The 13294-nt window shown below is 39.7% G+C and carries 17 protein-coding genes and 2 tRNA genes; 17 read left to right on the top strand and 2 right to left on the bottom strand.

Features of this window, described 5'->3' with window-relative positions; genetic code table 11:
- From ACFFUV_RS22830 to ACFFUV_RS22750, 17 genes are all read left to right on the top strand, one after another.
- Positions 1 to 666 (top strand): hypothetical protein (locus tag ACFFUV_RS22830; protein WP_390198058.1); only part of this gene is annotated, 666 nt, incomplete at its 5' end.
- 102 nt (positions 667 to 768) lie between these two features.
- Entirely contained in the window at positions 769 to 2178 is a 1410-nt protein-coding gene (locus tag ACFFUV_RS22825) for an ATP-dependent DNA helicase (protein WP_390198055.1), read from the top strand.
- Entirely contained in the window at positions 2178 to 3164 is a 987-nt protein-coding gene (gene recA, locus ACFFUV_RS22820; RefSeq protein WP_390198052.1) for a recombinase RecA, read from the top strand. The genes ACFFUV_RS22825 and recA overlap by 1 nt, the downstream gene beginning before the upstream one ends.
- A gap of 2 nt (positions 3165 to 3166) precedes the next feature.
- Positions 3167 to 3526: a hypothetical protein gene (locus ACFFUV_RS22815; protein ID WP_390198050.1), complete on the top strand. Its 360-nt coding sequence runs from the start codon at positions 3167 to 3169 to the stop codon at positions 3524 to 3526.
- 315 nt (positions 3527 to 3841) lie between these two features.
- Entirely contained in the window at positions 3842 to 4375 is a 534-nt protein-coding gene (locus ACFFUV_RS22810) for a RuvC family protein (RefSeq protein WP_390198047.1), read from the top strand.
- A 76-nt stretch (positions 4376 to 4451) separates the two neighbouring features.
- Positions 4452 to 5552 carry a hypothetical protein gene (locus ACFFUV_RS22805; protein ID WP_390198044.1) on the top strand — a complete coding sequence of 367 codons (1101 nt, stop codon included), beginning with the start codon at positions 4452 to 4454 and terminating at the stop codon, positions 5550 to 5552.
- Positions 5553 to 5570: 18 nt separating this feature from the next.
- A complete protein-coding gene (locus ACFFUV_RS22800) occupies positions 5571 to 6398 on the top strand; it encodes a hypothetical protein (protein ID WP_390198041.1) in 828 nt (275 codons plus the stop codon).
- 285 nt (positions 6399 to 6683) lie between these two features.
- The gene (locus tag ACFFUV_RS22795; protein WP_390198038.1) at positions 6684 to 7232 is read left to right on the top strand and encodes a hypothetical protein; all 549 of its coding nucleotides are present in this window, start codon (positions 6684 to 6686) and stop codon (positions 7230 to 7232) included.
- Entirely contained in the window at positions 7213 to 7824 is a 612-nt protein-coding gene (locus tag ACFFUV_RS22790) for a hypothetical protein (protein WP_390198035.1), read from the top strand. Before ACFFUV_RS22795 ends, ACFFUV_RS22790 begins: the two co-directional genes overlap by 20 nt.
- A 303-nt stretch (positions 7825 to 8127) precedes the next feature.
- The gene (locus ACFFUV_RS22785) at positions 8128 to 8727 is read left to right on the top strand and encodes a hypothetical protein (RefSeq protein ID WP_390198032.1); all 600 of its coding nucleotides are present in this window, start codon (positions 8128 to 8130) and stop codon (positions 8725 to 8727) included.
- Between the two features lie 67 nt (positions 8728 to 8794).
- Positions 8795 to 8868 (top strand) — tRNA-Ile (locus tag ACFFUV_RS22780).
- 83 nt (positions 8869 to 8951) lie between these two features.
- Positions 8952 to 9027 (top strand) — tRNA-Arg (locus tag ACFFUV_RS22775).
- Between the two features lie 169 nt (positions 9028 to 9196).
- The gene (locus ACFFUV_RS22770; RefSeq protein WP_390198028.1) at positions 9197 to 9484 is read left to right on the top strand and encodes a hypothetical protein; all 288 of its coding nucleotides are present in this window, start codon (positions 9197 to 9199) and stop codon (positions 9482 to 9484) included.
- Positions 9456 to 10211 (top strand): hypothetical protein, encoded by a 756-nt coding sequence (locus ACFFUV_RS22765; RefSeq protein WP_390198025.1) that lies wholly within the window; start codon positions 9456 to 9458, stop codon positions 10209 to 10211. The genes ACFFUV_RS22770 and ACFFUV_RS22765 overlap by 29 nt, the downstream gene beginning before the upstream one ends.
- Complete coding sequence (locus ACFFUV_RS22760; protein ID WP_390198022.1) at positions 10208 to 10750, top strand: dUTP diphosphatase; 543 nt, start codon at positions 10208 to 10210, stop codon at positions 10748 to 10750. The genes ACFFUV_RS22765 and ACFFUV_RS22760 overlap by 4 nt, the downstream gene beginning before the upstream one ends.
- A 192-nt stretch (positions 10751 to 10942) precedes the next feature.
- Positions 10943 to 11230 (top strand): hypothetical protein, encoded by a 288-nt coding sequence (locus ACFFUV_RS22755; protein WP_390198020.1) that lies wholly within the window; start codon positions 10943 to 10945, stop codon positions 11228 to 11230.
- Positions 11223 to 11771: a WDGH domain-containing protein gene (locus ACFFUV_RS22750; protein WP_390198018.1), complete on the top strand. Its 549-nt coding sequence runs from the start codon at positions 11223 to 11225 to the stop codon at positions 11769 to 11771. Before ACFFUV_RS22755 ends, ACFFUV_RS22750 begins: the two co-directional genes overlap by 8 nt.
- A gap of 19 nt (positions 11772 to 11790) precedes the next feature.
- Here ACFFUV_RS22750 and ACFFUV_RS22745 read toward each other — a convergent pair whose 3' ends face one another.
- Together ACFFUV_RS22745 and ACFFUV_RS22740 are read right to left on the bottom strand one after the other, a co-directional pair.
- Positions 11791 to 12075, bottom strand: a complete 285-nt coding sequence (locus ACFFUV_RS22745) for a hypothetical protein (protein WP_390198015.1) — start codon at positions 12073 to 12075, stop codon at positions 11791 to 11793.
- 388 nt (positions 12076 to 12463) lie between these two features.
- Positions 12464 to 13015: a hypothetical protein gene (locus ACFFUV_RS22740; protein WP_390198012.1), complete on the bottom strand. Its 552-nt coding sequence runs from the start codon at positions 13013 to 13015 to the stop codon at positions 12464 to 12466.
- Positions 13016 to 13294: the final 279 nt, after the last annotated feature.

Here is a 13294-nt window from a genome sequence, read left to right as displayed (position 1 = left end):
GGATGCGCTTATTTCTGCTACCGACATGTATTAAGAGATTCTCACGAAGATATAAACTACCAACTTATAAGTCTAAAGGCTTGGGCTGAAGGAGAGATCAGAATAGCATTGTCAGATATCATAAAATACAAGCATAAGGCTAGTAAGGTCCCAAGGATAAAGGATATGTTTGTAAAGAAAGGAGAATCCATATACACTTGCATTGATAAGAATCTTGATTCGGATTCTAGGCGAAGAATGGCTAACAAAAGCCGGAAGCTTGATAGGGTGAGAATCCTTTCCAAAATAATATTCAGAGCCAGAACCAGAAACGTACATCACATATACAAGGTAACTAAAAGAAAGACAGTTAAGTTCAATGTAGCATACCTTCTTAATGAGTTGAATAAGAAGCTCATAGGCATAGGTATGCGTGAAATATCTCAATCCACTATATACAGATACATAAGCATGTTCTTAGACATGTGTAAGAAGAGTATATCCGATTTGTATGACGAGGTTAAAAAAAACAATGGAGTGGTGAATACCAAAGACAGAAAGAACGTAACTATCGGATGCTTAAGACTATTATACAAGGGGAAATATATGCATATCCTTATATCGACAGAATACATAAGAGATGTATTTTTAGGAGAAAAATCTTCTGAGATGAGTAAAGCTGGATGATTTGAGCATCAGATATAAAATTTAATATTTACATATTATTCACATTTATTTTTAATAGTTAATTATAACTATTCGTATCTTTGTACCATAAACTTAAAAGATATGGTAAAAGAGGATTTTAGAAATGAAAACGACCTCCTTCGTCATATTATGACGGTGGATAAAAACGTAGAGCAGGGTCGTGCCTTGAAGAAGATTTTCACCACTAGGGAGAATCTGTTTATTACCGGTAGAGCCGGTAGTGGTAAAAGTACGTTCATGAGACGTATCGTAAAGTTCTTGGGTAAATGTGTTATTGTAGCTCCTACTGGCGTGGCTGCGTTGAACGCAGGAGGGCAGACCATCCATTCGTTTTTCTCTATAAAGAACGATCCTTATATCCCTTCTATCGAGAGAGGTATGTTGTCTAATAAGGTGGATGTAAGTCCGTTTATGAAGAAGAAGATCAGAAACCTTGATACTATCGTTATCGACGAGATCAGTATGGTAAGACCTGATTTGCTTGATGAGGTGGCTGATATACTTAGACAATGCAGGCGTAGCAAGGAACCTTTCGGTGGTGTTAGGTTGATTATGTTTGGAGATCTATCACAACTACCGCCTGTGGTGACGGCGGATGATTTTATCGACAAATATTATGAGAGCCGGTTCTTTTTCTCATCAAAGGCATTAAGAGCGTCAGGATTCTCGGTCATTACCTTCGAGAACGTATTCCGTCAAAAAGATCCTCAGCTTCTTTCCGTACTTGAGGATATAAGATGTGGGGTTATTACCGATGAGTCAAGACAGATATTGGATAGTAGGGTCAAGTATCCGGATAATATGGATAATACTATAATTATATGCTCAACTAATAAAGAAGCTTATGAGATAAATAAGACTAATCTTGATAAGATCAATAATAAGGTATTTAAGTTCGATGCTACTGTATTCGGGGAGAAACCTGTAGCGCCCTGTGAGGATGAGCTTATAGTAAAGGTAGGAGCTAAGGTCATAATAACCAGAAACGGCAATGGATATGTCAATGGCTCGATGGGTATCATAACCAGCATAGATACTGTTGATGAAACGATATATGTTCATCTAGATAACGATACTGAGGTAGAGATAACCAAAGAGAAATGGGAGAAGATGAAGTATAAGCAGGTAGATGATTCCCTTGAAGGCATTTCTTGCGGCTATATAATACAATATCCATTGAGGTTAGGATACGCCATAACTGTCCATAAATCCCAGGGAATGACTTTAGATAATATATTTGTAGACATCAGCAGAGCCTTCGAGATAGGACAGATATATACCGCTCTTTCAAGATGTAGGTCTATAGACGGGCTTTATCTAAAATCAGTGCCTAAGGAAGATATGGTACTGCTAAGCGATAAGATATCTGACTTTATAGAGAAGGTGGATGAGAATGAGGGTGTATTGAATCCGGAAAAGATATCTGATATCGGGAAGGATATGATTAAGAAACAACAGGATTTATTCAACTTCGAGGAATACGGATTATAATGGCTAAGAAAGAACTTTTTTCAGACGTAGATGAGTTAGTATCATCTTTAAATAAAGAGCTTGGAGAAGGCTCGATAATGAACTTCGGTGATGATAAGCCTATAATATCCATACCAAGGGAAAGTACCGGATCGCTGGTGGTGGATAAGGCCCTCGGCGGCGGATGGGCGGTAGGCCGCATCCATGAGCTGGTCGGGATGGAATCTTGTGGCAAGACCATGATGTGTACGTTAAGTATGATCGAGTTCCAGAAAAAACATCCAGATAAGCTAGTAGCTATAATAGACGTGGAGAACGCTTTCGATATTGAGTACGCTAGGAAAATGGGGTTGGATATAAACCGGTTTTTGATCTCCCAGCCAAGCTACGGTGAGCTGGCTATTGACATCACGGCCAAGCTGGTGGAGTCCGGCAGGGTAGGATTTATTGTCGTGGATTCCGTGGCAAATCTAGTCCCGAAGAAGGAGATCGAGGGTGATATGGAGGATAGTAACATGGGATTGCAAGCTCGATTGATGTCAAAGGCTATGAGAGTTCTTACAGGGATCGTAAACAAAAGCGACTGTGTTCTGGTATTCATCAACCAATATCGGGAGAAGATCGGTGTTATATACGGCGATCCTAAGGTAACGACCGGAGGTAACGCCCTTAAGTTCTATGCCTCTATCCGTATGGAGATGGCGAGAAAGAAGGTTATATTAGGTGAGGACGGATCTTCAGTAGGTCATGAGGTCAGGATAAAGGTGCTGAAGAATAAGACCGCCGTACCGTTCCAGATAGCCGAGACAGCCTTGTATTATGGCGTGGGGTTTGACAAGGAACTTGAACTTTTGAAGTTATGCGAGGAAACCGGTATCTTTACCCGTAAAGGATCATGGTACTGGTACGGGGATGTCCGGGTCGGTAATGGCGTTGAGAATACGTTAAGTATCATGAGAGATAATCAAGAATTGTGTCAAGAGTTAAGGACTAAATTGAATTTGTAATCATGGCAATAGGAGTAAAATTTGTAGACGTAATACCATCCAGCGTAGAGAACGCTGTCGAGGTTAAGAAGGGGGATGTAAAGAACTATCTGTTCGTAGGTATTCCCATGAGTGAATTTATCGGGAAGAGATATGAGTATGAGGGATTCATATACATGTGCCTACAGGGTGTCACCGGTGGTACGGAACTTGGCGGCGATATAGCCATAGCCGTATTAAGACCGGTTCGACCAGCGACAGGACAGGCTTCTTATCATTTGGTATCGTATACGCCTCTCACATATACGAGATCTGATGTAGCGATATTACTTAGAAATGGCGATTTTAAGGTTGTTAAACGAGACGATTGTAATCTTATCTAATATGGGAACATATATCTCGATAAAATCAACGGTAAACGCATTTAGGTACGGTATTGATCCTGTACCTGAATGGTTCGATAAGATATCTAACAAGACTGATGAGGTTGATGTTATGGTTGATGGTAATAAGGTAAAGGCTTTGGATATAATACTAGAAAATGGCGTTTTACGGGCTTTTTACGGTTATTATATAGGTCTGTATCCAGATAACTCTATACAGGTGTTTAGACCGGAGGATTTTCACTCATTATATACCTTAAAAATATGAATGCGGTGATAGGTATAGATCCGGGTATAGATACCGGAGGATTGTCTATGATCCCGGAGAACGGAGAGATTAAGGTAATCATGACACCAAGGATATCAGCTAAAGGGGATATAGATCTTAGGGCCATATCAAGTTTCTTCCTTGACGCAGCGGATAAAATCCAAGAAGAAGGTGGGGGAACGCTGGCGATCGCCGTCGAGGACGTCCACAGCATCCACAACAGCTCAGCCGCCAGCAACTTCACCTTCGGCGGACGGCGCCGGGAACCAAACGCGCTCTTCGCTATGATGGTGGAGATGATGGAGCGATACCACTCGCATCCGGACGTCAGGTTCATGTTCGAGGAGGTACAGCCAAAAACCTGGCAGAAGGAGCTTCATACGACAGCCGATCGGGTGTATACGGCGGCTAAGCTGGATACGAAAGCTACCTCCATCCGATGCGCCATACGCCTTTTCCCTTTGGTGTCTTTCGTAAAACCATGGTCAGGTAAAGGAGTTCAACCTACCAAAATACAAGATGGAATGTGCGATGCTACGCTTATAGCCGAGTATATTAGACGTAAGTTTAAGTTATTTTAATACTATTAAGCGTTTGTTGTATTTGAATTAATATAATTATGATTACATTTGCAATGTAATATAAAGGTTGTTCATTATGTTATTTAAGTGCTTGTCGAAATCATTGAATGAGAAGTTAAGTAAATTAGAATTGGTTGTTAAAAAAGCCGGATCTAATTCACTCTATAAGAATATTAAGATAGATATCATCAATAGTCTAGCTTATATTACTTCCGTAAACGCCAAGGTATGTGTTATAGAGAAGCTGGAAGTGGAGTCTGATTCTAACTTCTCTTTCTTGGTAGAGGCAAGCTCTTTCATAAGGTTTGTAAAAAAACAGAAGAATGGTGAGATTAAGATCGTGCTTTCCGATAAGAAGGACAGTATTACTATATACTACGCCTCTGGTGAGTATAGCTGTCCGGCCTTTGACGTAAATACTTTCCCTATGGTATATAATATCCCTGATGGAGGTATTAATGTTAAGATGAATGATTATGTATCGGTCCTTAACAAGGCCAGTAATTATACGGAGATCAACGAGCTTTATCCTTGCATAGAGAATGTGGTCATTGATATTGATGATATTAATATTAATATAGTAAGTACTGACAGGAATACTATTTACAGGTATTTTATCCCTAATCAGGATAAGGTAGAGAAGGTATTTATCCCGGTATCAAACGCCTCCTCTTTATTACTTGATAAACATATAAATAAGTCATTAGATACGTTGTCTATCAAAGTAGATGATACTAGGACTTACTTCTCTACCCCTGATATGGATATGTATGAGATTCACTTTGACGGTAATTATCCTAACTGGAGGTTCGTGGACGAGCATTTTGTCAAAACAAGTACCTATGTCTTTGATAAGGATCTACTCGTCCAGGCCCTCCAGAATAATATCAAGGTAAATGAGTTCGATCATTGTAGATTGATATTCACTGAAAAAGGATGTGGTATTATGTCAGAGAACCCTATGTATGGAAGATCTTGTAAGGAAAGGCTTACGGCTTTATCGCATAACGGTAATGATATTATATGCGATGTGCTATGTGGTAGGTATTTTGGTATAGTTAAAAGCATATCATATAATAGGATAGTTATCGAGCATGACCATAAATCTCATTTTAATAAGATTTATGGGGAAAATAATAAGAATGAGTATTTCTTATCATCATCAATTATTGTTTAATTTTTAAATATATATAATATGGGAGTTCGTGAAAATTCGCTAGGATCTAATAATCACTACTTTAAGATAAGTGGTGGTGGAGTTCTTTATCAATCATCCAAGGAGCCTAAAGAAGGTTATGAGGAACATGTGAATGATAAGACCGGGGCTGTATCTTATTGGAAAGTATTTTGGAATGGTATAGAGGGATATTTATCAGATATTGAGATAAGGGAGGTTGACTATAACGGGGCAAAAACTAAATACGTAGCTATAAAAATAAGCGATGACGAAGGAAACTATATTATAAATGTTCCTTTGATGACTCAAAAAGGAGGTATTAATAATTATGTTAAGTCATTGGTGAGATACTTGCCTAATATTGATTTAAAGCGTAAGGTGGTAATCAATCCAGCTCACGCTAGGAAAGGAGATCAATATGCCCCGGGTAATTTTTTTATCTCATATGCTAGGGAAACTCCTGATGGAAGGGATGAACTTATACAGCAATATTATAAGAATGGTCAGAATGGATGGCCTGACAGAGTTGAGAGTACTGATATAATGGGGAATAAGAAGTTTGATTATACGGCTCAAGATGCTTTTGCCTATCAAGTGCTTAATAAGTATATTCAAAGTATTAAGACAGATGGTGTGAAACCCGTTCAGTCGGCAAGCCAAAACAACGCTGGTGAGGCTACAACGCAAACGCCCCCACTGTCATATCAGCCGCAATCCCAGCCGCAGACGCCTCCTCCATCATACCAGCAGGCTCCGCCTCAGACAGCCCAAGCTCCTTCTTTTGGAGGTCAGCAACAACCTCCTCAATATCCTCCTTTTGGAGACGATAGTGACCTACCTTTTTGATTAACTAATTGAAAATGAATAATTTAATGGAAAGTAATTTTAATATATCTACTAAAGTGAACCGTGTCTCGATGCCTACCCAAAATAAGGTAGATACGGTTATGAAGAACTTAGGGCATCGACCTTGTGTAGCGTATTCCGAGGAAAAGAATATGTATTATAAGGATGGAGAATGGGTAGCGTCAGATCTTGACGCTACTATCTTACCTCTTAGGGAGATGTTCGAAAAGACATCTGATTTGAAGTTAGGATTGAAGATCGTTTATTTAATAATAAAATTATAGTATGGCTACGATTGAAGATATCAAAAAACTTCTGGAGAGTAAGTCATTTACATCATCCAGAGATCTTGACGAATTTGAGGAAAAACCGGATGATAAGCTTGATGAGGTTCACATGAATTGCGATCCAATGGTAGGGATAGTTGAGAAAGATGGTAAAATTTTTCTCAACTCTTTAAAATTCTCTAAGGCATGGAACTCATTGGGAAAGGATATTCCTATCAAGCAAGGTAATGCCTTCCCGTTGGGTCAAGGTGATGTTCTTGATATAGACACAGGCATATCGGCGTCGTTCCCGGATGATACTGTCGGGATGGTTATGATGCTGCCATCGTTCACCAACGATACAGGCCTCACTTTGGTAGGATCACCGTTCGTTTTCTCTAATAACGAGAATATTACGATCAGAGTCACTAATGTCCGTAAGGATATAGCTATAGTCGAGAAAGATAAGCATATAGCTGAGTTAATTATAGTCGGCAAGATAAAGGCCGATATTCGTAGAACTTATAACAGTAATAAAGATGTTCGGATTGAAGATAGTAAAGAGTAGTTATATAAATACTCTAAAACAGGATCTTGATGAGGCTATTAGTTATTCAAGTAGATTAAAAAGAAATTATGAGGATGCTCGTAGTAAGATAACGGAATTGGAGGAAAAAGAAAGATATCTTAATACGCTTGTGGATTCTCTTGATATGGATATAGAATCCAAGGATTCTCATATCGTTAAGATGGGGAATGAGCTTAGTAAATCAAGAGAGCTATATAATGAGTCAGTGAAAGATAAAGAGACTCTTAAAAGGGCTTATATGGATATCGAGAAGAAACATAAACTATCATCTAAATTACTCGATGAGGCTAGAAGAAGGTACAAGGAAATAGAGGAGCAAAATAAGGCTATGTCAGATCGTATCCAGTATCTGGAAAATCATATTGATCCTGAGGCTTTAGATGGTGATGTGTCTGATGAGGTTATTGTTGAGGAGGATAAGATGGACCCTAATTCAGGTCATATCGATATACCTGAAAATAATATCTCTGAGGTTACTAGCGTCGATGCCGGCAATGACGTAAATGTCGAGAATAAAACTGAGGAGAAGAAGAAATCTAAGAAACGTAAAAAGACTAAGAAAAATGAATAAGATCTTGTTTTTCTTGTTAATGTTATTTACCTTAGCGGCTGTCGGATGTAGTACATCTAGAACCTATTATACGGAGTACGATACTACTGATATATCTTATGTGGTGGATTCCATAGTGTCTTCCGGTACCGTGATGGGCCAATGGAAGGAGTGGCGGTTTACGCTGGACGACGGCCGGGTCGATAACTTTGGCTTCACTGCCTTGTATGACGCCAAGGGGAAGGCTAGGGGATCGATACAGGTAAGGCAGAGATCCGATACGTTTAATATCAAGATAATCGATTATCATAAAAAAGATAAGAAATGAAATACGGACTAGGTTACATACCATCGCCAGCGGATGATAGGGACGCTATCATGAATATGCAACATGAGGCTGTTCCTGATGAGTATAAGATCAATAACGTCGATAGCGTGGTAGATCAAGGTTCTTCCCCTATTTGCGCAGCCATAAGTCTAGCTGAGATCCTTAACTGGAGAAAAGCTATAAAGGATATCAAAAGACCAGCTAAGATCTCTCCTTACGATATATATGATCTGAGAGAGGATAAGGATCAGGACGGGATGGTTCTTCGGGACGCTATCAAGGCTATAAAGAAAGTTGGCGTTGACGGAGAGAAGATAAATAGCTACGCTAGGATCATAGATCCGGTATCGGCTAAGGTAGCGTTGATGCTGAATGGGCCTCTGGTTATAGGTCTGTATTGCTATAATTATGGTAATCGATTCTGGCAAGGCCAAGGACAGAACTTGGGAGGTCATGCCGTTATCCTCACCGGCTGGGACAAGGCCGGATTCGTCCTACAGAACAGTTGGGGGGCGGGATGGGGTAGGTCAGGTATAGAGACATTCCCGTTCGAGGATTGGTGCTATATGCTAGAATGTTGGACAATAGTTTCATAAAGTTACTATATAAACTTCGAGAAATTCCGTTCCACATCCTCTTGTGAAAGACGATGTGGTGTATTTAGGACCCGTAGATCAATTGGTTAGATCATCTGGCTCATAACCAGCAGGTTGTCGGTTCAAGTCCGGCCGGGTCCACAGTTGGATTAATAGAATTTGTCATTAGGTTTAGAGTTTAGATTTATGTAGTGTCCTTGTCCTGGAGGATCAGGACGCTTAAAGGGGAGTTAATTTAACGGATAGAATTTACGATTCCTAATCGTAGCGTGGATAAGGGTTCGATTCCCCCACTCCCCACATGGTGTTTTCTTAAACATATTCCCGTAGGTCGGTAATTAACGATAACCGGTAGACAGCATACGGGAATCAACAAAATCTTACGTGCTTAAGATCGCTTTCAGTTCTATTTTTCGTGTGTATCTATAGGAGGGTGGCACGACCCTCCTATTTATAATAACTATTTGGTATGGATATTAATCAAATAAAAAAGTACCTGCCATCAGGATGGGATGTGGTTGATCTAATAGATCACGGCATAATCGATCTTGATATTATGAACGGAAAGATGATGGGTGAGTATGTGGCTGTGTTGATGATAAAATCTTATGATAAGACCAATGGTCATATCTTAACCACTTTCTCGTTCCATGATAAAGATATGGATAAGTTGAGGATGTTGATAGGTAATGCTATAATGGCGGTAGGATATAGGAATAATCCTCTTAATGGAGATGGGAACACGGCGATCAAATAAAGGTGCTGAATATACTGAGAGAGGGATATTGGATATCCTTAACAGACAGTTCTTGGTGTCTCCTAGATGGATTATAAACAACTTATATGTCTATAACTGGGGGTCTGATTATCTGGCTATAACCAGATCTATGTACGCTTATGAGGTTGAGGTCAAGATATCATTAGCTGACTATAACAAGGATTTCGAGAAACAGGAAAAGCACCAAGTAATGCAAGGCTGGTTCGAGGTCCGAAAGCAAGCCCTATACGAGACCGGGGACTGGGTCAGGTACGGCCGGCCCAACTACTTCTACTACTGCGTACCGGATGGGTTGGTTGATCCTAAGGACATACCTCCGTACGCCGGGCTTGCTTATGTTTGTGGCAGGAATTTGAGAAAGGTCAAGGACGCCCCTATCCTGCACCGTGATAAATTTGATCCGGAAGCCTATAAGATGGCTGACAAATTCTACTATAATTGGTGGAATGAGAGACGTAAGGCTAGACAGATAGAGGGGAAGGATATGAAAGACGAGTTCAGGAAAAGCATGAAAAAGGTGAGGGAGAAGATAACCGTCGATGCCAAGATAAAGGCGATGGAGGCGTTCTGGAGCGTCTGCGATTATGCCTACTGGCCGTACGGGGGAAGAGGGGTGCCCGGAATGAGACCCAACTGTTCCGCTTGTGGTGAGGAATGTAAATTACAATGCCCGAAGGGGAAAGAATTTAAAAATAAAATACGATGAGCAAGATTAAAGATGTATTGGCAAGAGCCATTTCATTAGCCTCAGAACAACCTATGAGCTATAAAGAGGCAGTTGAGTTACTTGATGGTATAGATACGTGTAAGGTCAAGATATGGCTAGAAGAGGGGGCTAAGCTACCTGAATACGCTCATAAACAGGATGCTTGTATGGATTTGTTCGTTAAGGATATAGAACTTGATAATGGAAGAATCATATATCATACTGGTGTACATGTAGCACTACCTGAAGATTATGAGATGGAAATCCGTCCACGTAGTGGTTTTACTAATAGCGAGCTAATTATGCAAAACGCTCCTGCTACCATTGATGAAGGATATAGCGGGGAGATTATAATAGTTCACAGAAAAATGGATAGACATAGTCCTTATTATTGTAATGTCGGTGGTAAAGTAGCACAACTTCTTATTCGTAGAAGGGAACGTATCGTATGGGAAGAAGTGAAGTCATTAGAAGATCTTGGAAAGTCTGATAGAGGGGATAATGGATTTGGTAGTACAGATAAGATAAATAACGAATGATATGGAAAATAAAAATACATCATCCACTACTAATGAAGGCTTGAAAGAAATTGACAAACAAACAAATCCTGTTATGTATGGATGGAGATGTCCGATATGTGGAAGAGTGTATTCTCCTTATGTATCTATGCGCGCTTATTGCGGCAATAATAATATGAATCATATTACATGTAAAATTACTGGATAATTAACATGAGTGGAAGAGTTAAGATAAAGTCCAAGGATAAGGATAAGAAACCTAAGATCGATGTATTTAAGATAATAGAAAACAGGTTTAAGAACATGAACGAGCTTCGAGACCTGATCGACATGGATCCAAAGAAAGGGCTGGTCAGGATCCGGGACGGGGCCGGCTTTAGGGAGGTGGAGCGGGGAGGATGCCTGCATCGGAACTACCTTAACCTGTTGGAGGAGGAGCTGGGAGCTAAACTATCAATAGATCTGATAGATAAATATATTAGAGGTCAAGAATTTGGTTGATGATATATCTAAAATAAGTATCATTGAAATAGGCAAAGCAAGATACTTTAATCTATACTGTTTTCCTGTATGCTATGTGAGATTAAACGAACAATTTTATACCGAAGTAAGTATTGGAGATTATATTGTCAAGGATGAAACTGGTAATATTTATACGTGTAAAGAAGATCTGTTTGATAAAATATATGAGAGGGTTGATGATCCATCCGAGGATGATATGGGTAATGTATCTGATGGGTATCACACCTTTAACGAACTATATAGGTATCGTATGCTTTATAACGCAGCTTTCTTTAATGAGCTGGCTAAAGGTGATATAAAGGTCTGTAAATCTCATAGGCATTATGATGGTGAGGAATGTTTCGGTGGAGGATGGTTTATCGTAATGGCAGAACTGCCAACTGGACAGATATCCAATCATTATGAGAACCGGTATTGGGAGTTGTTTAATATCCCTGAACTTGATACGGCATGGGAATGGGATGGACATACGCCTAATGAGGCCGCTGATAGAATAGAATCATATTTGAAGTCAAATTGATTAATATCTGCCCTAGGAATTACTTAGGGCAGGTTCGTTTTTTATATACCGAAGTGTCTACCACGATCTGGCTGTCCATATCCTCAATCAACTCAATGATCTCATCCCTTATATCGTAAGAAAGCAAGATCGGGATTATGGTTAACATAAAAGATAGTAGTATCCCGAATCCTATTATGACAAGGATATCATTATACCCTATATCTAATATCGGCATGACAAACATCAACCCTGACGTGAATATCATTACAAACAACGTGGATATCTCATTTATCATATCCCTCTCCATTACGTCTTTAATCATATCTCCTCGACTTTAGTATGGTTTATTATCCTACTGATATGACGGATACTTAATCCCGTCCTGTCCTTTATTCTGCCATACACGTAGTTCCTAGACACGACAGTGGCCAAATCACCTAGCTCATTAAGTATCTCGTCATACATCTTATGTATCTCGTTGTTGCGGATAACCGTACTATCCCTTACATTTATCTTCTCGATATCGTCATCGCAGAAGAAGATCTTGATTTTATGTAGTGTGTCTCTAAACATGATTGTAGTTTTGTTCCAAAGACATGAATTTTTGATATCCGGTCAAAGACAATACATGGAGAAGCCAAAAAGAACGGGGGGGCGGTGGTAGGGCGGGGGAGGCCCGGAAGGACGAGGTCTCCCTCCTTCCCTTGGGATTACACTATCCTTACCGTTACTCGATAGTTACCATGAGAACTTTTCCCATAGGCATAAGATTCACATCCCGAACAAAGATCAGTTACTATACAATTATCGTTTAATACATAATCACCATCCCAACTTACATGACTTTCATCTAAAACCTGAGTCTGTAATTCAGATCTGTAAGTGAAATTAATGATCTCCCCAGGATCTTCTATCACCGTTACAGGAACAAAATTAGTTATCCTATTCCCGTATATCACCTTATTAGCCAACTCGCAATGCATACCCGAATTATATTGATACGTAAGGGTTCCATCTATAATACCTCCACTTATGCCCAAAATAATATTGTACTCATTTTTCGGATTTAGAGATGATATCTGGCCACTTATGCTTATAGTTTTTATCTTCTTATCGCGATATATATCAAGATAAGATCTGTTAAAACCATATTGATATGGCTTCCCATCAATATATATATCTACAGCGCCAAGACACATATTCTTGTTTATATTAACGCGGTAGTGGATCTTACCGGGAGAAGAAGTCCTGCGCCTAAACATACCCCCTCCTTATCTGAGGGTTAAAATACCCCCCCCATATATTCAACTTGTTTATTCATAATATGTTATGTTTTAATTATATCGCAAATATAATAAAATTAATGAGAAGGTCGTGAGGGGACGATGAATGGATTTGATGGGGATATAAGGGATATGTTGGGATGCGCATCACATGTAGAGGTATGCGGGATTGCGGGGATATGAGGGATGTGCGGGACGGACCACCTCCCCGAAATCGGGATGTGCGGGATATGCGGGATGTGCGGGATATGCGGGATA

Origin of the sequence: Vibrio olivae, from assembly GCF_042428525.1 — a bacterium.
GTDB lineage: Bacteria > Pseudomonadota > Gammaproteobacteria > Enterobacterales > Vibrionaceae > Vibrio > Vibrio olivae.
Note: the sequence above shows the minus strand (reverse complement) of the source record. Positions and strands in the feature narration are given on the sequence as shown.

Bases quoted from the DNA above. Each gene is read 5' to 3' on its own strand.
- ACFFUV_RS22770 (WP_390198028.1), top strand. From the start codon at position 9,197: ATGGATATTAATCAAATAAAAAAGTACCTGCCATCAGGATGGGATGTG.
- ACFFUV_RS22800 (WP_390198041.1), top strand. From the start codon at position 5,571: ATGGGAGTTCGTGAAAATTCGCTAGGATCTAATAATCACTACTTTAAG.
- ACFFUV_RS22805 (WP_390198044.1), top strand. From the start codon at position 4,452: ATGTTATTTAAGTGCTTGTCGAAATCATTGAATGAGAAGTTAAGTAAA.
- ACFFUV_RS22755 (WP_390198020.1), top strand. From the start codon at position 10,943: ATGAGTGGAAGAGTTAAGATAAAGTCCAAGGATAAGGATAAGAAACCT.
- ACFFUV_RS22740 (WP_390198012.1), bottom strand. From the start codon at position 13,015: ATGTTTAGGCGCAGGACTTCTTCTCCCGGTAAGATCCACTACCGCGTT.
- ACFFUV_RS22785 (WP_390198032.1), top strand. From the start codon at position 8,128: ATGAAATACGGACTAGGTTACATACCATCGCCAGCGGATGATAGGGAC.
- ACFFUV_RS22825 (WP_390198055.1), top strand. From the start codon at position 769: ATGGTAAAAGAGGATTTTAGAAATGAAAACGACCTCCTTCGTCATATT.
- ACFFUV_RS22745 (WP_390198015.1), bottom strand. From the start codon at position 12,075: ATGATTAAAGACGTAATGGAGAGGGATATGATAAATGAGATATCCACG.
- ACFFUV_RS22795 (WP_390198038.1), top strand. From the start codon at position 6,684: ATGGCTACGATTGAAGATATCAAAAAACTTCTGGAGAGTAAGTCATTT.
- ACFFUV_RS22815 (WP_390198050.1), top strand. From the start codon at position 3,167: ATGGCAATAGGAGTAAAATTTGTAGACGTAATACCATCCAGCGTAGAG.
- ACFFUV_RS22760 (WP_390198022.1), top strand. From the start codon at position 10,208: ATGAGCAAGATTAAAGATGTATTGGCAAGAGCCATTTCATTAGCCTCA.
- ACFFUV_RS22810 (WP_390198047.1), top strand. From the start codon at position 3,842: ATGATCCCGGAGAACGGAGAGATTAAGGTAATCATGACACCAAGGATA.
- recA (WP_390198052.1), top strand. From the start codon at position 2,178: ATGGCTAAGAAAGAACTTTTTTCAGACGTAGATGAGTTAGTATCATCT.
- ACFFUV_RS22765 (WP_390198025.1), top strand. From the start codon at position 9,456: ATGGAGATGGGAACACGGCGATCAAATAAAGGTGCTGAATATACTGAG.